Raw genomic sequence first — 22266 nt, 5'->3', positions numbered from 1 at the left:
TGCGCGGGGTGCCGCGCCCGGACGCGGCACCCGGGCCCGCCCCGGCCGTCCCCAGCCGGTCACGGAGACGACCGCCCCCGCCCACCCCGGCCGGCCCTAACCGGTCACGGAGATGACCGTCCCCGCGCCCACGGTCCGGCCGCCCTCGCGCACGGCGAACCCGAGCCCCGTCTCCAGGGGGACCTCCCGCCCCAGCTCGACGGTCATCTCCACCGTCTCCCCGGGCCGGGCGACCGCCGCCGCGCCGAGGTCGACGTCGCCGACCACGTCCGCGGTGCGGAGGTAGAACTGCGGCCGGTACCCCGTGGTGATCGGCGTCGTACGGCCGCCCTCGCGCCCGGACAGGACGTGGACACGCGCCGTGAACCGCCGGGCGGGCAGCACGCTGCCGGGCGCCGCGACCACGTGCCCGCGCCGGACGGCGTCCCGTGGCACGCCCCGCAGCAGCAGGGCCACGTTGTCGCCGGCCCGCGCCTCCGTCATGGGCTTGCCGAAGGTCTCCAGGCCGGTGACCACGCTCTCCACGTCCGCGCCGAGCACCGCCACCCGGTCGCCCAGGCGGAGCGTCCCGCGCTCCACGGCACCGGTGACGACCGTGCCGCGCCCGGTGATGGTGAGCACGTTCTCCACTGGCAACAGGAACGGCGCGTCCAGGTACCGCTCGGGCATCGGCACGTACGTGTCGACCGCGTCCAGCAGCGCCTCGACGGACGCCGTCCACCGCGGGTCGCCCGCCAGCGCCCGCAGCCCGGAGACCCGTACGACGGGTACCGCGTCGCCCGGGTAGCCCTGGGCGGTGAGCAGGTCGCGGACCTCCAGTTCGACCAGGTCGGTCAGTTCCTCGTCGCCCGCGTCGGCCTTGTTGAGGGCGACGACGATGTGGTCGACGCCCACCTGCCGGGCGAGCAGCACATGCTCCGCGGTCTGCGGCATGATCCCGTCGAGCGCGGAGACGACGAGGATCGCCCCGTCGAGCTGCGCGGCGCCGGTGACCATGTTCTTGACGTAGTCGGCGTGGCCCGGCATGTCGACATGGGCGTAGTGCCGGGTGTCGGTCTCGTACTCGACGTGCGCGATGTTGATGGTGATGCCGCGGGCGGCCTCCTCCGGGGCGCGGTCGATGCGGGCGAAGGGGACGAAGGTGCCGGTGCCGCGCTCGGCGAGCACCTTGGTGATGGCGGCGGTCAGGGTGGTCTTGCCGTGGTCGACATGACCCATGGTGCCGATGTTCAGGTGCGGCTTGGTGCGCACGTAGGCCGTCTTGGACATGGGTGTACCTCGGAGCCTCTCCGGTCGTACGGGAATACGGGACCCCGGTGAGTGGCCGACCCTCCCCCTGCGGGGTCGCCGGACGATCCGGAGAGGGTCAGCTTCGGGCGCCGTCGACGGCGGCCACGAGGAACGGGACGGCAGCCTTCGGCGCATCCGCGACGGCGGATGCTGCGAGGAGGAAGGCGTACCGGAACATGCGTCGAGTCTCGCCGACGGCGCGTCCGGCGTCGAACGAATTACCAGGAAAGCGGACGTCAGACGGGCCCGGCCCCGATGTTCTTCAGCGCCTCGCGCACGGTCAGCGGGGCGAACCGGCCCCGCTCCCGGTCCAGGAAGGCCCGTACGGCGCCGGGGTCGGTCCTGGCGTACTCGCGCAGCGCCCAGCCGATGGCCTTGCGGACGAAGAAGTCGGGATGGCCGGACTGGAGCAGGCAGTACGCGAACAGCCGCTCGGTGTCGGTGTGTTCCTTGTACCGCAGCTGGTGGAGCAGGGCGGTGCGGGCCACCCACAGGTCGTCGGCGGCGATCCAGCGGTCCATGTCGGCGGTCAGCGCCGGGTCGGCGGCGACCAGCGCGCCGACGACGTGCGCGGCGAGCAGGTCGACGGTGTCCCACCAGGGCACGGTGGTGACCAGGTGCCGGGCCACCGGCAGGAATCCGGAGGAGCAACGGCCCGCGTACCGGCGCAGATAGTCGACGGCGAAGTAGTGGTACTCCCGCTCGGGCAACTCCCAGCAGCGCAGGGCGAGCGCGGTGCAGTCGGTCTCGTCGGGGCGCGGCGTGCCGGCCTGCGCGGTCCGGGACAGGGCGCGGCGGGCCGGGGTGGGAATGCCGAGGAAGGGGGCGACGTCCTTCATGTACGCCCGCATGGCGGCGGCGCGTTCGGGGTCGGCCGCGGTCCGGTAGGCGCCGGTCAACCGCTCCAGCAGGGTGTCGGCGAGGGCGCTCGGCGGCACGTCCGGCGGGGCCGCGCCTGTGACGGTCATGACACGAACCATACGGCGATCACACACGTTCTTCGGTTAGGGTCGCCGAATGCTCGCTGCCAACCGCTCTGGCACCGCCACGGCCGCTCCCCCGGCCGCCGCCACGGAGCTGACCCTCCCCGTGCCGCCCCTTCCGGTGCCCGCCCTCCCCCGCGCCCTGCACACCAGAGTGCTGCTGTCCCCGTACACCCGGCTCTCGTTGCTGGTCGCGCTGCTCGCCGCCGGCGTCGCCGGGGTGCTGGCCTTCGAGCCGCAGCGGCTGCTGACCCAGGGCTGGCCGGCGGGGCTCGGCGGGGCCGCCGCGTCCCTGATTTTCGCGGTGGCGTACGGCCTGTGCACCGTGGCGTTCGTGCCGCGCCCCCTGCTGAACCTGGCGGCGGGCGCGCTGTTCGGCTCCCAGTTCGGGCTGGCGTCCGCGCTGGCCGGCACGGTGCTCGGGGCCGGGGTGGCGTTCGGACTCGGCCGGCTCCTCGGGCAGGACGCGCTGCGCCCGCTGCTGCGGGGCCGCTGGCTGAAGGCGGCCGACGGGCAGCTCAGCCGGCACGGGTTCCGGTCGATGCTGGCCGCCCGGCTCTTCCCCGGGGTGCCGTTCTGGGCGGCCAACTACTGCGCGGCCGTCTCCCGGATGGGCTGGCTGCCGTTCCTGCTGGCGACGGCCGTCGGCTCGGTCCCGAACACGGCGGCCTACGCCGTCGCCGGTGCCCGTGCCTCCTCCCCGACGTCCCCGGCCTTCCTGATCGCGATGGCCGCCATCGCCGTACCGGCGCTGGCGGGCACGCTGGTGGCTTGGCGCAAGCGGCACCACCTGCGCGCCCGCTGATCCGTCAGACGCTCTCCAGGATCATCGCGTTGGCCAGGCCGCCCGCCTCGCACATGGTCTGGAGGCCGTAGCGGGCGCCGCGTTCGCGCATCGCGTGGACCAGGGTGGTGGTCAGCCGGGTACCGCTGGCGCCGAGCGGGTGGCCGAGGGCGATGGCGCCGCCGCGCACGTTGACCCGGGCGAGGTCGGCGCCGGTCTCCTGCTGCCAGGCCAGGACCACGCTGGCGAACGCCTCGTTGACCTCGAACAGGTCGATGTCCGAGAGCCGCAGTCCGGCCCGGTGCAGCACCTTCTCGGTGGCCGGCACGACACCGGTCAGCATCAGCAGCGGGTCGGAGCCGGTGACGGCGAAGCTGTGCAGCCGGGCCAGCGGGCGCAGGCCGAGCCGGGCCGCCATCTCGCCGGAGGTGATCAGCACGGCCGAGGCGCCGTCGTTGACGGGGCTGGTGTTGCCGGCGGTGACGTTCCACTCGATCCCCGGGAAGCGTTCGGCGAAGGCGGCGTCGTAATAGGCGGGCTTGAGCCCGGCCAGGACCTCCGGGGTGCTGCCGGGTCGTACGCTCTCGTCGCGGCCGACGCCCTCCAGCGGCGCGACCTCGGCGTCGAACAGGCCGCCCTCCCACGCGGCGGCCGCCCTGCCGTGCGAGGAGACGGCGAACTCGTCCATCCGCGCCCGGGACAGCGACCACTTGGCGGCGATCAGCTCGGCGCTGATGCCCTGCGGGACCAGCCCCTCCGGGTAGCGCTCGGCGACCCCGGGCCCGAACGGGTCGGCGCCGGCGGGCACGTTGGACCACATCGGCACCCGGCTCATCGACTCCACCCCGCACGCCACGACCAGGTCGTAGGCGCCGGCCATGACGCCCTGCGCGGCGAAGTGCACGGCCTGCTGGGAGGAGCCGCACTGGCGGTCCACGGTGGTCGCCGGGACCGTCTCGGGCAGCCCGGCGGCGAGGGCGGCGTACCGGGTGGTGTTCATGGCCTGCTCGCCGACCTGGTCGACGGTGCCGCCGATGACGTCGTCGATCAGCGCCGGGTCGACACCGGACCGCTCGACCAGGGTGCGCAGGGTGTGGGCGAGGAGCTGTACGGGGTGGACGTGGGCGAGGGCGCCGGTCGGCCTGCCCTTGCCGATGGGGGTGCGTACGGCTTCGACGATGACTGCGTCTCGCATGGTGCGGGCCTCCTTGACCGCCGGCCGCGGCCGGCGCGCGTCGACCGGCCGCCGGGAACCCTGGCGATTACCGGTGAGTAGGAAATCTGGACTCACCATAACCCGGTCGGTTGGGAATTCAAACCCATCCCGTCGCGCCCCGGCCTCCGGGCCCTACACTGGCCCGCATGGCCGTCCGGAAAGACCCGCGCCCCTGCTCCATCGCCGACGCCCTCGCGGTGGTCGGTGAGAAGTACTCCCTGCTGGTCCTGCGGGAGGCGTGTCTCGGCAACGGCCGTTTCGACCAGCTCGTCCGCAACATCGGCGCCCCCCGCGACATCCTGGCCACCCGGCTGCGCCGGCTCGTGGACGCCGGGATCCTCACCAAGCACGCGTACAGCGAGCGCCCGCCGCGCTTCGAGTACCGGCCGACCGAGGCGGGCCTCGAACTGGAGCCGGTCCTGATGGCCCTCAAGGACTGGGGCGACCGGCACGTCCGCGGGGGCGCCGACCTGCCGATGACGGTGCGGCACTCCTGCGGCAGCGAACTGGTGCCGCGGGTCACCTGCCAGGCCTGCGGTGAACCCGTGCGCCACGAGGACCTGACGGCGCACGCCGAGGCACCGGGCTGGACGGTCGCGGGCCCGACGGCGGCCTGAACTCACGCCCGCGCCAAGCTTGTACGACCCCGCCAACCCCTGTGTCCGCGCCGGCACCGGGGCCCGCTACCCTGCCTTCGTCACATGATCACCACTTCCTCCCCCAGCGCTTGGACGCCCTACCTCCATGTCTTGGTTTGAATCCCTCGTCCTCGGACTCGTCCAGGGGCTGACCGAGTTCCTGCCCGTCTCCTCCAGCGCGCACCTGCGGCTGACCGCGGCGTTCTCGGGCTGGAAGGACCCCGGCGCGGCCTTCACGGCGATCACGCAGATCGGCACGGAGACCGCGGTCCTGATCTACTTCCGCAAGGACATCGGCCGGATCGTCTCCGCCTGGGCCCGTTCCCTGTTCGACAAGGCGATGCGGCGGGACCACGACGCCCAGATGGGCTGGCTGGTGATCGTGGGCTCGATCCCGATCGGTGTGCTGGGCGTGACGCTGAAGGACCAGATCGAGGGGCCGTTCCGGGATCTGCGGATCACCGCCACCATGCTCATCGTGGTCGGCGTGGTCATCGGCATCGCCGACCGGCTGGCGGCACGCGACGAGACCGGCGGCCGGCACCGGGCGCCCAAGCAGCGCAAGTCCCTGGAGAACCTGGGCGTCAAGGACGGCCTGATCTTCGGCCTGTGCCAGGCCTGCGCCCTGATCCCGGGCGTCTCGCGCTCCGGCGCGACCATCAGCGGCGGCCTGTTCATGGGCTACCGGCGCGAGGCCGCCGCCCGCTACTCCTTCCTGCTGGCCATCCCGGCGGTACTCGCCTCCGGCGCCTTCGAGGTGAAGGACTCGCTGGAGGAGGGCCATGTGGACTGGCCGCCCACCCTGTTCGCGACGGTCATCGCGTTCGTGTCCGGGTACGCGGTGATCGCATGGTTCATGAAATGGATTTCCCACAAGAGCTTCATGCCGTTCGTCTGGTACCGCGTGGCCCTCGGCATCGCCATCATCGCGCTGGTCACGGCGGGTGTCCTGAGCCCGCACGCGGCCGAGTCCGCCGGCTGATCCCAGGGAGCCCCGCCGTTTCGGCCAACTACGGCGTCCCGCGCCCGGACCGGCATATGCCGCCTGGGCTGGGCGTACCGGAGGTCCCACCCGGCGGGGTCCGGCCCGACGGTGACCAACCGCATACCTTCTGGGTAGCGATGCGGTAGCGCAGTGTCAGTGCTTGCCCCTACGCTGGTCCGCATGTCCCCCGATTCCCCGATCCCTGGTTCCGCGCGCTCCGCCGCCGAGGTGAACGAGCAGATCCGGGCCCTGTGGCTGCGCGCGGGCGGCAAGCTGTCGGCCGAGGAACGCGCGGAGTACGAGCAGTTGGTGATCGAGTGGGCCGCGGCGATCCGCATCGCGGTCATCGAGGCGGCCTGATCCTGCCCGTTTCCGCAGGGCCGTGACAGGCGGCACTCACCTTTTCAGCCGATGGGCAATCCGCTTCCCCCTGCCTGATCTGTGAGCGCGTCAGCGAGGGATCTCGCGCGCACCAGGCATGACCGGTAGCGGTCGTCACCATCGGAGCCCACGCATGAATGACCACCGGAATTCCCCCGGAATCCCTCGCCGTCATTTCGTCGCCCTTTCCGGCGCGGCCACGGCACCCGCGACGCCCGCCCCGACCCGTGCCCCGGCTCCCCTCCGCCCCCGGGGTCCGGTGCCGCCCCCTGCCCCCCGGCCCAGCAGCAGGGCCTCTGCGGCAGCCCCACCGACAACGAACCGCTGTGGAACGACGTCCGGTACTGCACGCAGGGGATCGCCCCACCGTCGGGGCAGAAACCCGACTGTCTGAAGGTGACCCCGGATTACGTCGTCCTGCACGGCACAGAACCTCTTCAGGCTGCTGTACGTCAACGTGGTGCGGCCGGCCGGACCGAGCATGGCGAACCAGACCCTGATCGTGGTGCCGAAGGCGAACACCCCCGGCTTCATCGGGCCCTTCTACGTCCTCAACAGCGACACCTCGCTGCACGACGGGACGAGCACCTGCGACTACCTGCTAAGTACTGACGCCGGCCCGCCCCTAGGCACACAGGTGCGCGAGCGCCCCGTCCGCCACCGGGTACGGCCGCTCCTCGGGCAGCAGCGCTCGCGCCCGGTCCGCCTCGCCGGCCCTTACCCGGGCGTGGATCTCCGTGGCGAGCGGCGTGACGTCCGTGATGCCGACGAGCCACTCGTCGGCGTACCGCGCCGCCGCCTCCCCGGCGAGGCCGAGCTGCAACGAGCGGTGCGGCAGCGGGTTGTGGTGCAGGTCGCGTTCGGGGTCCCACTGCACCCGGGCCGGCGACTGCCGCAGCCGGCGTTTCCAGGCCGCCTCGTCCCCGTGCAGGGCGGGCACGTGGTGCGACAGGCAGGCGTTGCGCAGGGCCCACTCGAAGCCCGCGCGGTCGATCTCCACGGCGAGCACGGTCTCCTGGCTCTCCTTGGTGCCCCAGCCGCAGCGGTACATCATCCACAGGAACGACGGCTTGATCCAGGTCATCCGGTCCCGCTTCCAGGCGGCCGGGAAGCGTCCGGTGCGGGCCGCCGCCCGGCCGATCTCCGGGCGGTAGGCCTGATAGACGGTGACCGTGGTGTCCGTGTACCGGGCCCGGACACGGAAGCGGGGCTCGTCGGGGACGGCTTGTTCGTTCATGAGGACAGATTCGGCCGCCGACCCCACCCGGCACCACCGAATATCCGGCAACCACGCACACTGGAGGCATCGCTGGGTACGGAGGGTCCATATGAGGACGATCAACCACTGGCTCACCTCCCCCTGGCGCCGCTCGGCCGTCGCGGTCCTGGCCGGAGCCCTGCCCGTACTCGCCTTCCCGGCCCCCGCCCTGTGGTGGTTCGCCTACGTCGCCCTGGTCCCCTGGATCCTGCTGGCCCGCGCCGCGCCCACGGGGCGGCGCGCGGCGTACGACGGCTGGTGCGGCGGGTTCGGCTACCTGATCGCCGTGCACCACTGGCTGCTGCCCAGCCTGCACGTGTTCATCTTCCTGATAGCCGCGCTGATGGGCGCGCTGTGGGCACCCTGGGGCTGGCTGGTGCGCCGCTTCCTCGGGGAGACGCCGACGCCGGGCCGGGGCGCCGCCGCACTGCTGGTGCTGCCGTCGGCGTGGCTGGCGGTGGAGCTGGTGCGGTCCTGGCAGGGACTCGGCGGCCCGTGGGGCATGCTGGGCTCCAGCCAGTGGCAGGTCACTCCGGCGCTGCGGCTGGCCTCGGTCGGCGGGGTGTGGCTGCTGAGCTTCCTGGTGGTGGCCGTCAACGTGGCGGCGGCCGTGCTGGTCGCCGTGCGGGAGGCCCGGATACCGGCCGTGGCCTCGCTGGTCGCCACGGCGGCGGCGACCTCGGCCGCGTGGGCGTGGGCGCCACGTCCCGACGTCGACGGGCGGGTGCGGATCGCGGTCGTGCAGCCGGGCATCGTGGCCGGTGACGACAGCGGCGACCGCCGGTTCGACCGCGAGGAGCGGCTGACCCGGCGGCTCGCCGGGCAGGGCGTCGGCCTGGTCGTCTGGGGCGAGTCAAGCGTCGGCTTCGACCTGGACGACCGGCCCGACCTGGCCCGGCGGCTCGCCGCGCTGTCCCGGGAGACCGGAGCCGACGTCCTGGTGAACGTGGACGCCCGCCGCTCCGACCGGCCCGGCATCTACAAGAGCTCGGTACTGGTCGGCCCGTCCGGCCCGACCGGCGACCGGTACGACAAGATGCGGCTGGTCCCCTTCGGCGAGTACATCCCGGCCCGCTCCCTGCTCGGCTGGGTCACCTCGGTCGGCAAGGCGGCCGGCGAGGACCGCAGGCGCGGCAGCGAGCAGGTGGTGATGAACGTCGGGCACGGGCTGCGGATCGGACCGCTGGTGTGCTTCGAGACCGCGTTCCCGGACATGAGCCGGCACCTCGCCGAGGACGGCGCGGACGTCCTGCTCGGGCAGTCGTCCACCTCGTCCTTCCAGCACAGCTGGGCCCCGGAGCAGCACGCCTCGCTGGCCGCGCTGCGCGCCGCCGAGACCGGCCGCCCGATGGTGCACGCCACGCTGACCGGCGTCTCGGCCGTGTACGGCCCGGACGGGCGGCGCCTCGGACCGTGGCTCGGCACCGGGTCCAGCTCCGCGCACGTGTACGACGTACCGCTCGCGCACGGTGTCACGCCGTACGTCCGCTACGGCGACTGGCCGGTGCACGGCGCGCTGCTGGTGCTGGCGCTGCTGTGCGCGTCCGAGGGCGCCCGGGCGCTCAGGCTGCGCCGGACTGCTCCCGCACCGCTCGTACCACGCGCTCGCACAGTTCGTGAGTCGCCAGTGCGTCCCGGGCGCTGAGCCGCCGGCCGTCGCGGACCGCGTCGAGGAAGGCGAGGACGGCCTGCTCGATACCGCGCTGGCGGGAGACGGACACCCAGTCACCGCGGCGACGGGAGGTCGGCTGGCCCTTGTGGTCGATCACCTCGGCGAGGTTGATCACCTGGCGCTTGGTGTCCTGTCCGGAGACCTCCAGGATCTCCTCCGCCGAGCCGTTGAGCCGGTTCATCACACCGAGCGCGGTGAAGCCGTCCCCGCCGAGCTGGAGCACCAGGTGGTGGACCCGCCCGTCCCGGACCAGCGAGCGGACGGCGACGTCGTCCACCGGGCCCGGCACCAGGAAGCGGAGGGTGTCGACGACGTGGATGAAGTCGTCCAGGATCATCGTCCGCGCCTCCTCGGGCATCCCGATCCGGTTCTTCTGCATGAGGATCAGCTCGCGCGGGTGGTCCAGGCACTGCGCGTACCCGGGGGCGTAGCGGCGGTTGAACCCGACGGCCAGCGAGACCCCGCGCCGCTCGGCGAGGTCCACCAGGCGTTCGGACTCGGCGAGTTCGTAGGCGAGCGGCTTGTCCACGTAGGTCGGCACGCCCGCGTCCAGCAGCTGGCCGACGATCTCGGGGTGGGCGGCGGTCGGCGCGTGCACGAAGGCCGCGTCGAGGCCCGCGTCCAGCAGCGAGTCCAGGGTGGTGTGCCGCCGCTCCTCGGCCACGTGCAGACTGTCGCCCATCCAGCTCAGCGTGTCGGGCGTGCGCGTCTGCAGGTGCAGGTCCACCCCCGGCTGCATGGCCAGCACCGGCAGGTAGGCCTTCTGCGCGATGTCCCCGAGTCCGATACAGCCGACCTTCACGTGCTCTCCCCTGCCGCTTGCCTGCGTGGACGTCTCCGGCAGCATACGGCGCCGGCCGGCGGTCGCCCGCCCGGTAAAACGTTGGCCTCGCCCTCCGGCGCGGGCCATGATGCGGGGATGACGATCACAAGGGAAGAGCCCGCGCTCGACGCCGGCGAACGCGCCATGCTGGAGGGCTGGCTCGACTACCACCGTCAGACGCTCGTCTGGAAGTGCGAGGGCCTGACGGACGCGCAGTTGCGCACCCGGCCGCTGCCGCCGTCCGAGCTGTCGCTGCTGGGCCTGGTCCGGCACCTCGCGGAGGTCGAGCGGTTCTGGTTCCACGAGGTGCTGCTCGGCGCGGACCCGGGCGCCCTGTACTGCACCGAGGAGGACCCGGACGGCGACTTCCATCCCACGGAGTCGGACACCTGGGACGACACCCACGCCACCTGGCAGGCCGAGGTCGAGCGGGCCCGGCGCCACACCGCCGGCCGGGATCTCGACGCCTTCTCCCGGGGCACGAGCCGGGACACCGGCGAGCCCTTCAACCTGCGCTGGATCTACACCCACATGATCGAGGAGTACGCCCGGCACAACGGCCACGCCGACCTCGTCCGGGAGCAGCTCGACGGCGCCACCGGCGACTGATCGTCACCCCGGGTACGCCGTAATCCCTCGTACCCGGGCAGCGCCTCCGAAGGGGCGCGGGAAACCGCGCGACCAGCCACGACGCACCCGCGGCCGGACGAGGCCGCCCGAAGTTGCCGCCGGCCCCGCGCAGCCCTCAGCTGGGCCGGGGCCGGGGCGGTCCCCACTGCTCGCCGCCGGCCGGCCCCCCGTCCTTCCCCAGCCGCAGTTCCAGCCGCCCGATCGCGGCCCGCACGCCGTTGCCGTACCCGTCGTCCGCCAGCGCGTCCGCGGCCGACCGGGCCCGCCGCAGGTGGCTGCGCGCCGCCTCCGCGCGCCCGAGCTTGACGTAGTCGGCGGCCAGGTTCAGATGCAGGGACGGCAGGAAGCCCCGGACACCGGTCCCCTCCCCCGACTCCTCCGACTCCCCCGACTCCCCCGGCTCCCTCGGCCTCCCCGTCTCCCCGGCCTCCTCGGCCGCCGACAACGCCCGCAGGTCCCAGGCGAGTTCGTCGGCCGGGTCGTCCTGGGTGTCGGCGAGGTAGTGCGCCAGCGTGCACCGGTGCAGCGGGTCCCCGTCCTGGCCGATCTCCGCCCACAGGTCGAGGAACCGGCTGCGGGCCTCCTCGCGGTCGCCCCCGTGGTGCAGCATGACGACCTGGCCGATCCGCGTCAGCACCGCGTCCGGCGCCGCCGCCTGTTCCCTTCGCTCCGCCACCGCGCCCTCCGGCCCCTCGTCCGCTGTCGCCCCCGACGCTAACCGCAGCCGTCGGGATTCCCGGTCAGGCGGCCCCGCACGGCACGGCGGGACCGCGTGGTCGGCGGGCCTCAGCCCAGGTTCGGGAGCCGCCAGTCGATCGGCTCGTGGCCCTGGCGGGCGATCGCCTCGTCGATCTGCGTGAAGGGGCGGGAGCCGAAGAACTTCCGCGCGGACAGCGGCGAGGGGTGCGCGCCCTTGACCACCGCGTGCCGGCTCTCGTCGATCAGCGGGAGCTTCTTCTGCGCGTAGTTGCCCCACAGCACGAACACCGCCGGGTCGGGGCGGGAGACCACCGCGCGGATCACCGCGTCCGTGAACTTCTCCCAGCCCTTGCCCTTGTGCGAGTTGGCCTCTCCGGCGCGCACGGTGAGCACCGCGTTGAGCAGCAGCACGCCCTGTTCGGCCCACGGCATCAGATAGCCGTTGTCCGGGACCGGCAGGCCCAGCTCCTCCTGCATCTCCTTGTAGATGTTCCGCAGCGAGGGCGGGGTCTTCACCCCCGGGCGCACCGAGAAGCACAGGCCGTGGCCCTGGCCCTCGCCGTGATAGGGGTCCTGGCCGAGGACGAGCACCTTGACCTTGTCGTACGGCGTCGCGTCCAGCGCCGCGAAGACCTCCTCGCGCGGCGGGTAGACGGGACCCTTCGCCCGCTCCTCCTCGACGAACTCGGTCAGCTCCTTGAAGTACGGCTGCTGCAGTTCGTCGCCCAGAACCCCGCGCCAGGACTCGGGCAGCATGGCGATGTCGGTCACGTCAACGTCCTCACGATGTGCGGTCACTTCAGGTTCCAGAACCTACAGGCGACCACTGACAACGCGTTCCGGAGGGCGGCTCACCAGCTGGTCTTGCGGTGCAGCGTCCACATCATCATGATCGTGGACGGGTCGAGGGCCTGCTCGCCGCCGGAGATGTCGTCGCTGGCCGCCACGAACTGCCGGCCCTGCCACAGGGGCAGCAGCCGGGCGTCGTCGACCATGATCTGCTGCGCGGCCTCGACGTCCTTGACCGTCTCGGCGCGGTCGCTCTCGGCACGCGAGCGAGGCAGCAGCCGGCCGGTGATCTCCTTGGCCGGGTAGGGGGTGCCGAGCGCGTTGTGCTCGCCGACGAAGGGCGCGATGAAGTTGTCCGCGTCCGGGAAGTCCGGGAACCAGCCGCGTCCGAACACCGGGTACTCGCCCTTCTGGTAGCCGACCACGTAGGTCTTCCAGGGGCGGCTCCTGAGGGTGATGGTGAACAGGCCGGAGTCCTCCAGCTGCCGCTTCAGCTCCTTGAACATGCGGGCGGTCTCGGAGCCGTAGCGGTCGGTGGTGTACCAGAGGGTGAGGGGGACCCGCTCGGTGATGCCGGCGTCGGTGAGGAACTTGCGGGCCTTGGGGACGCTCGGGTCGCCGTAGTCGTCGAAGAAGCCGGTGGCGTGGCCGGTGAGGCCCTTGGGGACCATGGAGTACAGCGGGTCGACGGTGTCCTCGTAGACCTTGTGCGCGATCGCGCCCCGGTCCACGAGCTGGGCGACGGCCTTGCGTACGGCGGCCCGCCCGGCCCACCGGTCCTTCGGGTTGAACACCAGGTAGCTGATGTCGGTGCCGGTGCCGTCGACCAGTTGCAGGTCCTCGGTGCCGTGCCGCTGGAGGGCGACGATGTCGTCGGCGCCGAGGCCGCGGTAGGTGACGTCGATCCGCTTGTCCCGCAGGGCTTCGACCATGCTCGCCGAGGTCGCGAAGTAGCGGATGGTGACCCGGTCGTTCTGCCGCTCGGCGAAGCCCTTGTAGTTCCTGTTGCCGGTCAGGACGGCCTCCCGGCCCTCGGTGTACGACCGCAGTTCGTACGGTCCCGAGCCGTGCGCCTCGTCGCCCTCGCGCAGGGAGTGCGCGGGGTAGTCCTTCGGGTCGACGATCGACAGGGCGGGGGTGGCCAGGACGAACGGGAAGGTGGCGTCGGGCTGGTTGAGGTGGAAGACCACCTCGCGGTCGCCGGAGGTCTCGACCCGGTCCAGGCTGCCGAGCAGTCCCGCGGGGCCGCCGGGGGCGTCGATGGCGCGGATGCGGTCGACGGAGTGGCGGACGGCCGCGGCGTCCAGCCGGTCGCCGTCGGCGAACTTCAGGCCCGGGCGCAGCACGCAGCGGTAGACGCGGCTGGCGGTGTCGGTGAAGGCGCAGCGCTCGGCGGCGTCGGGCTGGGGGGTGGTGGCGCCGTCGGGGTAGGCGAGCAGGGTCTGGAAGACGTTGCGGTACAGCTCCCAGGAGCCGTCGTAGGCACCGGCCGGATCCAGGGTGCTGGGGGCGCTGGTGGTGCCCACGACGATGGGACCCTCGCCGTCGGTGTCGCCGTCGGACAGCAGACCGCACCCGGCCGTCAGCGCCAGGGAGGCGATCATCGCGGCTCCGCGCAGGACTCGGTTCGGGTTGAACACGCGCACGCTCCTCGATCCGCCGTGCCAAGGGTCGGCAGACCATACCGCAGCGTCCGGGCAGCCGAACCGCCCCGAAAACAGGGGCGGTTGATCGATTGAGCTGTGACTACGTTGTCATCCGGCTGTGTGTGTCCGGGAGCGCGTCCCGGGCGCCGTTCCGCGGGGAAACGGCGCCCGAAAGCGACGATCGGCGGCCGGGATCAGCCGACGCCGGCGTTGAGGAACAGGCCGCCGTCCACCACGAGCGTCTGGCCGGTGACCCAGTCGGACTGCTCGGAGGTGAGGAACGCGGCGGCGCCGCCGATGTCGGACGGCACGCCGAGCCGGCCCAGCGGGTAGGAGGCGGCGGCCTCCTCCTCGCGGCCCTCGTACAGGGCCTGGGCGAACTTGGTCTTGACCACGGCGGGGGCGATGGCGTTGACCCGCACCCGCGGCGCGAACTCGTGCGCGAGCTGCTGGGTCAGGTTGATCATCGCGGCCTTGCTGATTCCGTAGGCGCCGATGAACGGCGAGGGCGCGAGGCCCGCGATCGAGGCGATGTTGACGATCGCGCCGCCGTTGTCCTTCTGCCAGGCGTGCCAGGTCTTCTGGGCGAGGCCGAGCGCCGAGATCACGTTGGTCTCGAAGACCTTGCGCACCACGTCCAGGTCGAGGTCGGCGATGGGGCCGAAGACCGGGTTGGTGCCCGCGTTGTTGACCAGGAAGTCGACGCGGCCGAAGGCCTCCATGGTGCGCTCGACGGCCTCGCTCTGGTGGGCGAGGTCGTGGGCCTTGCCGGCGACGCCGATGACCCGGTCGGCGCCGAGCCGGTCGACGGCCTCCTTCAGGGCGTCCTCGTTGCGGCCGGTGACGCACACCCGGTCGCCGCGCGCGACCAGCGCCTCGGCGACGCCGTAGCCGATGCCGCGGCTGGCGCCGGTGACGAGGGCGGCCCGGCCGGAGGGCTCGGGGAGTTCTGCGGAAGTCATGTACCCGTGTCCCTCTAGTTCAGCGGTCCGCCGGCGACGTACAGCACCTGGCCGGAGACGAAGCCGGCGGCCTCGCCGGTGAAGAAGGCGATGGCGTTGGCGATGTCCTCGGGCTCGCCGACACGCTGCACCGGGATCTGGGTGGCGGCGGCCTTCTTGAAGTCGTCGAAGCCCATGCCGACGCGGTCCGCGGTGGCCTTGGTCATCTCGGTGGCGATGAAGCCGGGGGCGACGGCGTTGGCGGTGATGCCGAACTTGCCGAGTTCGATGGCGAGGGTCTTGGTGAAGCCCTGGAGACCGGCCTTGGCGGCGGAGTAGTTGGCCTGGCCGCGGTTGCCGAGCGCCGAGGAGGAGGAGAGGTTGACGATCCGGCCGAAGCCCGCGTCGACCATGTGCTTCTGGACGGCCTTGGTCATCAGGAAGGAGCCGCGCAGGTGCACGTTCAGGACGGTGTCCCAGTCGGAGGCGCTCATCTTGAACAGCAGGTTGTCGCGCAGCACGCCCGCGTTGTTGACGAGGATCGTCGGGGCGCCCAGCTCCTCGACGATCCGGGCGACGGCCACCTCGACCTGGGCCTCGTCCGAGACGTCGGCGCCGACCGCGACGGCCTTGCCGCCGGCCGCGGTGATCTTCTCGACGGTGTCCTTGCAGGCGGCCTCGTCGAGGTCGATCACGGCGATCGCGTGACCCTCGGCGGCCAGCCGTACGGCGGTGGCGGCGCCGATGCCGCGCGCCGCGCCGGTGACTACCGCGACCCGCTGTTCAGTGGTGGACATTGCTGCTTCTCCTCGCCCTTGAGAGAACCTGGGGCCCTCGAACCCGTGGGGCCCTCGGAGAGAACCCCTCATGCGGTGAGCGACCGCTTAGTACCTTCAGCACCCGTGACGCTAGAAGCCCTGGCACCCGGTGTCAACGGCACATCCGGCCGGTGTGATCCATTACCTCACCAGGAGGTCGAGCAACCGCTCCGTCTCGGCGGCCGGGTCGGCGGTGAGGCCGGTGTGCACGGAGCCGGGCTGGACCACGGTCGAGCGCGGCGCGATCAGCCAGCGGAAGCGCCGCCCGGCGTCGTCCCCGGCCGCCTGTCCGGCACCGTCCCCGCCCGCGCACACCTTCTCCACGGCGCCGAGCGCGGCCCGGATCCCGGCCACGTCGGCCGCCGGGTCCAGCGCGAGCAGCCGGGCCTCGTCCAGATGGGTGCGCGCGCCGACGTATCCCCGGGCGCGCGAGTAGACGATCACGCCCGCGTTGACGCACTCCCCCCGCTCCACCCGGGGGACGACCCGGAGCAGCGCGTACTCGAACACGTCCCGGTCGCCGCCCTGTCCGGCCCGGGTGATGTGCCGCTCGGTGACGTGTCCGGCCATGTGGATGTGGGTCTCGCTCACTTCTCCCCCTCGCGGCCCGCACCGGTGCGGGCGTCGATGCCGGCGACGCGCCCGGCGATGACGGCGGCCCGGGCGAGCAGCGGCCGTGCGTAGGCGCGGCGCAGCGCGTCCGGGGTGTCGAAGCCGGGCTCGTCGGTGAGCCAGGCGTCCGGGACCTCGGCGGTGACCTCGGCGAGCAGGTCCTCGGTGACCCGGGGTGCCAGCTCGGCCGCCGCGCCGGCGACGTCCGGCGCGAACCGGGCGAGGGCGTGCTCGGAGGCGTCGTAGGGCCGGACGGCCGAGGCTTCGGCGGCGGGCCAGTTGTGCTGCCAGATCATGGTGGCGCCGTGGTCGATGAGCCACAGCTCGCCCCGGTGCACGAGGAGGTTGGGATTGCGCCAGGAGCGGTCCACGTTGTTGACCAGCGCGTCGAACCAGACGATCCGGCCGGCCTCCTCGGCGCTCACCGGGAAGGCGAGCGGGTCGTAGCCGAGGGCGCCGGAGAGGAAGTCCATGCCGAGGTTGCTGCCGCCGCTGTGCCGCAGCAGGTCCTGCACCTGCTGCTCGGGCTCACCGAGCCCGAGGACCGGGTCCAGCCCGACGGTGACCAGCCCGGGGACACGGAACCCGAGCCGGCGCGCGAGTTCGCCGCACACCACCTCGGCGACCAGCGTCTTGCGGCCCTGCCCGGCGCCGGTGAACTTCATGACATAGATCCCGAAGTCGTCGGCCTCGACGAGCCCCGGCAGCGAGCCGCCCTCACGCAGGGGGGTGATGTAGCGGGTCGCGGTGACTTCCTTGAGCATCGCCCCAGGTTACTGGCGTCACGGACGGACTCGGCCGGAACCTGTCGTTGTCTGGTGAACAGGTGTGGCGCCCGGGCCGTACCCCTGAGCGGACCAGGAGACGCGTCTCGGGAGGAAACCCACATGGCCAGCACTTCACTCCAGCCGGGGGCGGGACCGGCCCGCCGTACCGTCATGGCCGCGGCCGGGACGGCGGGGCTCGCGGCAGCGCTGAGCGCCTGCGGGGCGGGCGACGACTCGTCCGGCGCCGGGGACTCCGGGGCCGGGTCAGCCGGTTCCGCCGGTGGGGCCGGTGGCGTCGCGCTCGTGAAGACGTCCGACATCCCGGAGGGCGGCGGCAAGGTCATCAAGGGGCAGGGGGTCGTGGTCACGCAGCCGAGGGCCGGCACGTTCAAGGCGTTCTCCGCCAAGTGCACCCACCAGGGGTGCGCGGTGAGCCGGGTGGCGGACGGCGTGATCGTCTGCCCGTGTCACAACAGCCACTTCTCCGCCGAGGACGGCAGCGTGCGGCAGGGTCCGGCGACCCAGCCGCTGCCCGCGGCGAAGATCACCGTGGCCGGCGGGGAGATCAGGCTGGCCTGAGCACATTTCTTTTCCTGACGTCATGTCAGACAATCGGCGGAACAGGAGAGTTCGGCACGACGTGGGGAAGAGGGGGCCGTATGACCGTCACCGGGCAGCGCCGGGGCCGGAAGATCATGATGACGCCGGGCGAGCTGGACGCGTTCCTCACCGGTCAGCGCACCTGCCGGGTCGCGACCGTCTCGGCGGACGGCGCACCGCATGTCAGCGCGCTGTGGTTCGCCTGGGACGGCACGTCGCTGTGGCTGTACTCGGTGGTGCGCAGCAGGCGTTGGGCGCAGTTGCGCCGTGATCCTCGGGTGGCGGTCGTGGTGGACTCGGGCGAGGAGTACGACCAGTTGCGCGGGGTCGAGCTGTCCGGCCGGGTGGAATTCGTCGGCGAGGTGCCGCGCACCGGGGAGCTGTGCGCCGAACTGGACACGGCCGAGACGCTGTTCGCGCGCAAGAACTTCGGCCTGGACGAGATGCCGCACGACGGCCGGCACGCCTGGGCCCGGCTGACCCCCGAGAAGATCGTCTCCTGGGACTTCCGGAAACTGGGCGGCGTGTAGGGCCTCGGCCGGCCCGCCAAGCCGTCGCGTTCAGCCCAGCCGCCGCGCCGTCGCGCGGAGGGTGTCGACCGCCGCGTGGATCGAGGGCCGCCGGTCGGCGTCGGCCCGCCAGACGACGTACACATGGCGGCGGGCACGCTGCCGGAGCGGCACCAGGACCACGCCCGGCGGCACCGGGTGCCGTCCGAGCAGCGGCGCGATGCACACACCGAGACCCGCGGCGACCAGGCCGAGCTGGGTGTGGGTCTCACCGGCCCGGTGCCGCACGTCGGGTTCGACGCCCTTGGAGCGGAGCGTGAACAGCAGCCACTCGTGGCAGAACTCGCCCTCGCCCCAGGTGATCCACTCCTCTTCGGCCAGCTCGGCGAGGTCCACCTCCTCCCGGCCGGCCAGCCGGTGCCCGGCGGGCAGCGCCACCTCGGCGGGGTCGTCCAGCAGGGGTGCCGTGACCAGGCCGTCGGGGACGGGCAGCGGCTTGTTGTACCAGTCGAGGACCACCGCGAGGTCGAGGTCGCCGCGGACGACCCCGGCGACGGCCGGCTCCGGGTCGAGTTCGGCGGAGCGCACGCGCAGGGCCGGGTGCGCGGTGCGCAGCGCGGCGAGCGCGGCCGGGAAGAGACCCCGCGCGGCGGTCGGGAAGGCGGCCACCCGCAGCTCGCCGGCGACCTGGCCGCGCTGCGCCTCCAGGTCGGCCTCGGCGAACGCGACCTGGGAGAGGATGCGCCCGGCGTGCTCCGCCAGCAGCCGGCCGGCGTCGGTGAGCCGGACGCCCCTGCCGTTCCTGGCGAGCAGCCGCTGCCCGGTCTCCCGCTCCAGCTTGGCCAGTTGCTGGGAGACCGCGGACGTGGTCACGTGCAGAGCACCGGCGGCGGCACCGACGGAGCCGTGCCGGGCGAGGGCGTCCAGGGCGCGCAGGCGCTCCAGGTTCAGCATGGGAAGACTGTACGAGCAGGCCGGTGCGAGGCTAGGCGTAGGAGCGCCTCGGTGAGGGTCGTACCGCCGCCGCCACCGCCGCCGCCAGTGGGGTGATGTCCGCGTCGGTGAGCGGGGAGACGGTGACGCGGATGCCCGGCGCGGAGGCGATCCGGAAGCGGGCGCCGGGCGCAACGCCCCAGCCCGCCTGGAGGAGCCGGGCCACCGCGCCGGTCTCGTCCGGCACCGGGATCCAGACGTTCATGCCGCTGCGCCCGCGCGCGTCGACCCCGTGTCCGGCCAGCGCCTCGACCAGGGCGTCCCTGCGCGCCCCGTACGACCGCGCGACGGCCGCCCGGTCCACCGCGCCGTCGGCCCACAGCCGGGCCACGGTGCGCTGGAGCAGCAGGCTCACCCAGCCGGGGCCCAGGCGCTGGCGGCCACGCACCCGGTCGACGGTGGTGGCGTCCCCGGTGAGGACGGCGAGGCGCAGGTCGGGGCCGTAGGCCTTGGCGGCGGAGCGGACGAGCGCCCAGTGACCGGTGACGCCCGCGAGGGAGTGCAGCGGCTGGTCGACGATGCCGTGACCGTGGTCGTCCTCGATCAGCAAGGTCTCCGGATGCGCGCGCAGCACCGCGCGCAGGGCACGCGCGCGCGTGGCGGTCACCGAGGCGCCGGTGGGGTTCTGCGCACGGCCGGTGACGACCAGGGCGCGGGCTCCGGACTCCAGGGCGCGGCGCAGGTCGGCGACGAGCGGGCCGTCGTCGTCCACGCCGACGGGGACGGTGCGCAGTCCGAGGGCGGGCACCAGATCGAGGAGGCTGCCCCAGCCGGGATCCTCCACGGCCACCGCGTCACCGGGCCGGAGGTGGGCGGTGAGAAGGCGTTCGATCGCGTCGAGGGAGCCGGAGGTCACGGTCAGCGGGCCGGCCGGGACACCGTCGGCGTCGAGTTCGGCGCGGGCGACGCGCAGCAGGTCCGCGTCGACCGGGTCGTCGCCGTAGCGGACGGGGCGCCGGTCCCCCTGTCCGGCCGCCGCGGCGAGCGCCGGGGCCAGCCGGGGCAGCAGGTCCGGGTCGGGGTTGCCGGTGGACAGATCCCGGCCGTCGGCGGGCACCTCCACGCCCAGCTGTTCACGGCCGGTGGTGGCCGGCTTGGGGCGGATGCGGCTGCCGCGGCGGCCGGCGGTCTCGATCACACCGCGCTCCCGCAGGACGCGGTAGGCGGCGGCCACCGTGTTCGGGTTCACCCCGAGCCGGGCCGCCAACTCCCGCATCGGGGGCAGGTGTTGCCCCGGCTCCAGCTCCCCGCCGGCGACCGCGCGTTCGACGTCGGCCGCGATCTCGGCCGCACCGCGCCCCTGAATCCGATACTCTCCTAGCACAAACATCATTATGCACTAGTGCAATGACAATCGCCACTGGGACCGCCACGGAGGGAACCCATGCAGGACAGCACGACCGGGCAAGCGCCAGACACCGCTTACACGCCGACCGACCGCACCGTACCCACGCGCTCCGCGGACCGGGCGTCGTACGACAGGGAGCTGGTGCACGCGATACTCGACGAGGGGTACGTCTGCCATCTGGGCTTCGTCCGGGACGGCGCCCCGGTGGTGCTGCCCACGCTGTACGGCCGGGTCGGCGAGCGGCTCTACGTCCACGGGTCCACCGGTTCCCGCCCGCTGCGGATGACCGGCCGGGCCGACGCCGGGCTGCCGGTGTGCCTGACCGTCACCCACGTCGACGGACTGGTGCTGGCCCGCTCCGCCTTCCACCACTCGGTCAACTACCGCTCCGTCGTGGTGCACGGCGTCGCGCACGAGGTCACCGACCCCGAGGAGCGGCGGCTGGCCTTGGACGCCCTGGTGGACCACGTCGTACCGGGCCGGGCCGCCGACTCCCGGCCCGCGAACCGGAAGGAGCTGGCGGCCACCGCGGTGATCCGGCTGGACCTGGACGAGGTCTCGGCGAAGGTCCGCACCGGCGGCGCCCACGACGAGCCCGAGGACCTCACCCTGCCGCACTGGGCCGGCGTCCTCCCGCTCCGCAAGGGGTACGACACCCCCGTCGCCAACGCCGACCTGGCACCCGGCATCGGCCTGCCGGACTACCTGGCGGCGCGTTAGGACGCGCGGGCGCCGCACCCGGCACGATCGTCAGACCGGTACCGGTCCCCGCCGGCCGGCCGCGCGGGCCCCCCGAGCCTGCCGGGCCTCGCTCACCGCGAGGCCCGCGACGGAGCCGAGCATCAGCAGGGTGCCCGCCGCGGTGGTCGCGGTGAGCCGTTCGCCGAGCAGGGCGACGGCGAGCACGGCCGCGGTCACCGGCTCCAGGAGCATGATCACGGAGACGGTGGCGGACCGTACGACGGCGGCGCCCGCGAAGTACAGCGCGTAGGCGAGGGCGGTGGGCACGGCGGCGACATACACCAGCAGCACCAGCAGCCACGCCGGGTGGGCGGTGTGCGGCAGCAGGCCCTCGTGCAGCGCGAACGGGAACAGGCACAGGGTGGTCACCGCGAACGCGCCGACCGTGGTGCCCGAGGCGCCGGCGCCGCCCGCGCGGCCCCACCAGCGGGTGAGCAGGGTCATCACGCCGTAGCCCGCCGCCGAGGCCAGCGCCAGGAGCACGCCGGTCGGGCGGACGGTCGCCGCCGAACCGCCGAGGGTCAGGACACCGAGCCCCGCGAGCGCGCCGCCGACCGCCAGGACACCGCCGGCGCCGAGCCGCTCGCCGAGCAGCAGCCGGGCGCCGAGCGCGATGAGGACGGGCCCCGCGCCGAGGGTGACGACGGTGGCGACGGCGAGCCCGGTCGACCGTACGGCCGCGAAGTACGCGGTCTGGAACACGGCGAGGCCGACCCCGGTGGCCAGCGCCCGCACGGCCTTGCGGCGCAACCGCTCGCCGCCGGCCGGGCGGACCGGCGGACGCAGCCCGCGACCGGCCAGCAGGAGGACGAGACCCAGCGCGCAGCGCCAGAACGACAGGCCGAAGGCGCCGAGGTCGCTGGCCCGGTAGACCAGCGAGGCGGCGGCGCCCGCGGTGCCCCAGGCGGCGCCGGTGATGATCAGGTAGAGCAGGCCGCGCCCGACGGGGAGGCGGGTGGCGGGGGTCGACTGTGTCGACATGTCGAGTTGCCGCGACTCGTTGAGGTGGTTCGGCTGACTCGGCTGACTCGACAGCTTCGGGAGCTTGGGAAGCTTCGGGAGATTCGACAAGGGGGTTTCTCCGCAGGAACGCACCTCAGGGGTGCGGAAGTTCGAGGAGCGTCCCGCCGCAAGAGCGGGGCG

Annotated in this window: 24 protein-coding genes; 9 read left to right on the top strand and 15 right to left on the bottom strand. The window is 73.1% G+C overall.

From position 1 onward, the window contains the following. Positions 1–96: 96 nt before the first annotated feature. The gene (tuf, locus tag NX794_RS05495; RefSeq protein ID WP_258777041.1) at positions 97–1269 is read right to left on the bottom strand and encodes an elongation factor Tu; all 1173 of its coding nucleotides are present in this window, start codon (positions 1267–1269) and stop codon (positions 97–99) included. Between the two features lie 257 nt (positions 1270–1526). Further along, the gene (locus NX794_RS05490) at positions 1527–2258 is read right to left on the bottom strand and encodes a DNA alkylation repair protein (protein ID WP_258777040.1); all 732 of its coding nucleotides are present in this window, start codon (positions 2256–2258) and stop codon (positions 1527–1529) included. A gap of 49 nt (positions 2259–2307) precedes the next feature. Between NX794_RS05490 and NX794_RS05485 the strand changes: the two genes are divergently transcribed. Continuing rightward, positions 2308–3078 carry a TVP38/TMEM64 family protein gene (locus tag NX794_RS05485; RefSeq protein ID WP_258777039.1) on the top strand — a complete coding sequence of 257 codons (771 nt, stop codon included), beginning with the start codon at positions 2308–2310 and terminating at the stop codon, positions 3076–3078. 4 nt (positions 3079–3082) lie between these two features. Here the strand turns inward: NX794_RS05485 and NX794_RS05480 are convergent, their stop codons facing one another. Further along, on the bottom strand, positions 3083–4252 hold the full coding sequence (locus NX794_RS05480; RefSeq protein WP_258777038.1) for a thiolase family protein: 1170 nt from the start codon (positions 4250–4252) through the stop codon (positions 3083–3085). Between the two features lie 167 nt (positions 4253–4419). On the opposite strand from NX794_RS05480, the gene NX794_RS05475 reads away from it, so the two are divergent. From NX794_RS05475 to NX794_RS05465, 3 genes are all read left to right on the top strand, one after another. Further along, entirely contained in the window at positions 4420–4890 is a 471-nt protein-coding gene (locus tag NX794_RS05475) for a winged helix-turn-helix transcriptional regulator (protein ID WP_258777037.1), read from the top strand. 127 nt (positions 4891–5017) lie between these two features. Beyond that, positions 5018–5893 (top strand): undecaprenyl-diphosphate phosphatase, encoded by an 876-nt coding sequence (locus tag NX794_RS05470; protein ID WP_258777036.1) that lies wholly within the window; start codon positions 5018–5020, stop codon positions 5891–5893. A gap of 183 nt (positions 5894–6076) precedes the next feature. Next, on the top strand, positions 6077–6256 hold the full coding sequence (locus NX794_RS05465) for a hypothetical protein (protein ID WP_258777035.1): 180 nt from the start codon (positions 6077–6079) through the stop codon (positions 6254–6256). Positions 6257–6902: 646 nt separating this feature from the next. Here the strand turns inward: NX794_RS05465 and NX794_RS05460 are convergent. Continuing rightward, on the bottom strand, positions 6903–7514 hold the full coding sequence (locus NX794_RS05460) for a DUF4291 domain-containing protein (protein ID WP_258777034.1): 612 nt from the start codon (positions 7512–7514) through the stop codon (positions 6903–6905). Between the two features lie 91 nt (positions 7515–7605). Here NX794_RS05460 and lnt point away from each other — a divergent pair, with 91 nt between their 5' ends. Next, positions 7606–9180 (top strand): apolipoprotein N-acyltransferase, encoded by a 1575-nt coding sequence (gene lnt, locus NX794_RS05455; RefSeq protein WP_258777033.1) that lies wholly within the window; start codon positions 7606–7608, stop codon positions 9178–9180. Here lnt and NX794_RS05450 read toward each other — a convergent pair. Beyond that, positions 9098–10009 (bottom strand): Gfo/Idh/MocA family protein, encoded by a 912-nt coding sequence (locus NX794_RS05450; RefSeq protein ID WP_258777032.1) that lies wholly within the window; start codon positions 10007–10009, stop codon positions 9098–9100. The two genes, lnt and NX794_RS05450, sit on opposite strands and share 83 nt — an antisense overlap. A 117-nt stretch (positions 10010–10126) precedes the next feature. Between NX794_RS05450 and NX794_RS05445 the strand changes: the two genes are divergently transcribed. Further along, positions 10127–10639 (top strand): DinB family protein, encoded by a 513-nt coding sequence (locus tag NX794_RS05445; RefSeq protein WP_258777031.1) that lies wholly within the window; start codon positions 10127–10129, stop codon positions 10637–10639. Between the two features lie 136 nt (positions 10640–10775). Here the strand turns inward: NX794_RS05445 and NX794_RS05440 are convergent, their stop codons facing one another. The 7 genes from NX794_RS05440 to NX794_RS05410 form a co-directional block, all read right to left on the bottom strand. Next, positions 10776–11336: a hypothetical protein gene (locus NX794_RS05440; RefSeq protein ID WP_258777030.1), complete on the bottom strand. Its 561-nt coding sequence runs from the start codon at positions 11334–11336 to the stop codon at positions 10776–10778. 110 nt (positions 11337–11446) lie between these two features. Further along, complete coding sequence (gene ung / locus NX794_RS05435) at positions 11447–12130, bottom strand: uracil-DNA glycosylase (protein WP_258777029.1); 684 nt, start codon at positions 12128–12130, stop codon at positions 11447–11449. Between the two features lie 80 nt (positions 12131–12210). Then, the gene (locus tag NX794_RS05430; RefSeq protein ID WP_258777028.1) at positions 12211–13788 is read right to left on the bottom strand and encodes an ABC transporter substrate-binding protein; all 1578 of its coding nucleotides are present in this window, start codon (positions 13786–13788) and stop codon (positions 12211–12213) included. A 200-nt stretch (positions 13789–13988) separates the two neighbouring features. Then, positions 13989–14756 carry an SDR family oxidoreductase gene (locus tag NX794_RS05425; protein WP_258777027.1) on the bottom strand — a complete coding sequence of 256 codons (768 nt, stop codon included), beginning with the start codon at positions 14754–14756 and terminating at the stop codon, positions 13989–13991. A 14-nt stretch (positions 14757–14770) separates the two neighbouring features. Continuing rightward, positions 14771–15532, bottom strand: a complete 762-nt coding sequence (fabG, locus tag NX794_RS05420; RefSeq protein ID WP_258777026.1) for a 3-oxoacyl-ACP reductase FabG — start codon at positions 15530–15532, stop codon at positions 14771–14773. A gap of 162 nt (positions 15533–15694) precedes the next feature. Next, a complete protein-coding gene (locus tag NX794_RS05415) occupies positions 15695–16144 on the bottom strand; it encodes a DUF3037 domain-containing protein (RefSeq protein ID WP_258777025.1) in 450 nt (149 codons plus the stop codon). After that, positions 16141–16929 (bottom strand): HipA family kinase, encoded by a 789-nt coding sequence (locus tag NX794_RS05410; RefSeq protein ID WP_258777024.1) that lies wholly within the window; start codon positions 16927–16929, stop codon positions 16141–16143. The genes NX794_RS05415 and NX794_RS05410 overlap by 4 nt, the downstream gene beginning before the upstream one ends. 123 nt (positions 16930–17052) lie before the next feature. On the opposite strand from NX794_RS05410, the gene NX794_RS05405 reads away from it, so the two are divergent. Both NX794_RS05405 and NX794_RS05400 read left to right on the top strand, forming a co-directional pair. Further along, positions 17053–17511 carry a Rieske (2Fe-2S) protein gene (locus tag NX794_RS05405; RefSeq protein ID WP_258777023.1) on the top strand — a complete coding sequence of 153 codons (459 nt, stop codon included), beginning with the start codon at positions 17053–17055 and terminating at the stop codon, positions 17509–17511. Positions 17512–17591: 80 nt separating this feature from the next. Further along, positions 17592–18062, top strand: a complete 471-nt coding sequence (locus NX794_RS05400; protein WP_258777022.1) for a pyridoxamine 5'-phosphate oxidase family protein — start codon at positions 17592–17594, stop codon at positions 18060–18062. A 30-nt stretch (positions 18063–18092) separates the two neighbouring features. Here the strand turns inward: NX794_RS05400 and NX794_RS05395 are convergent, their stop codons facing one another. Both NX794_RS05395 and NX794_RS05390 read right to left on the bottom strand, forming a co-directional pair. Continuing rightward, entirely contained in the window at positions 18093–18995 is a 903-nt protein-coding gene (locus tag NX794_RS05395; RefSeq protein WP_258777021.1) for a LysR family transcriptional regulator, read from the bottom strand. A 31-nt stretch (positions 18996–19026) separates the two neighbouring features. Further along, positions 19027–20358 (bottom strand): aminotransferase class I/II-fold pyridoxal phosphate-dependent enzyme, encoded by a 1332-nt coding sequence (locus tag NX794_RS05390; RefSeq protein ID WP_258777020.1) that lies wholly within the window; start codon positions 20356–20358, stop codon positions 19027–19029. A gap of 60 nt (positions 20359–20418) precedes the next feature. On the opposite strand from NX794_RS05390, the gene NX794_RS05385 reads away from it, so the two are divergent. Continuing rightward, a complete protein-coding gene (locus tag NX794_RS05385) occupies positions 20419–21102 on the top strand; it encodes a pyridoxamine 5'-phosphate oxidase family protein (RefSeq protein ID WP_258777019.1) in 684 nt (227 codons plus the stop codon). Between the two features lie 30 nt (positions 21103–21132). Here NX794_RS05385 and NX794_RS05380 read toward each other — a convergent pair whose 3' ends face one another. Then, positions 21133–22104, bottom strand: coding sequence for a DMT family transporter (locus tag NX794_RS05380; RefSeq protein WP_258777296.1), 972 nt, complete (start codon positions 22102–22104; stop codon positions 21133–21135). Between the last annotated feature and the right edge of the window lie 162 nt (positions 22105–22266).

The organism is Streptomyces pyxinicus (assembly GCF_024753135.1).
GTDB classification, from domain to species: Bacteria; Actinomycetota; Actinomycetes; order Streptomycetales; family Streptomycetaceae; genus Streptomyces; species Streptomyces pyxinicus.
The sequence above is the reverse complement of the archived record's forward strand: the minus strand, read 5'-3'. Positions and strand labels throughout refer to the sequence as shown.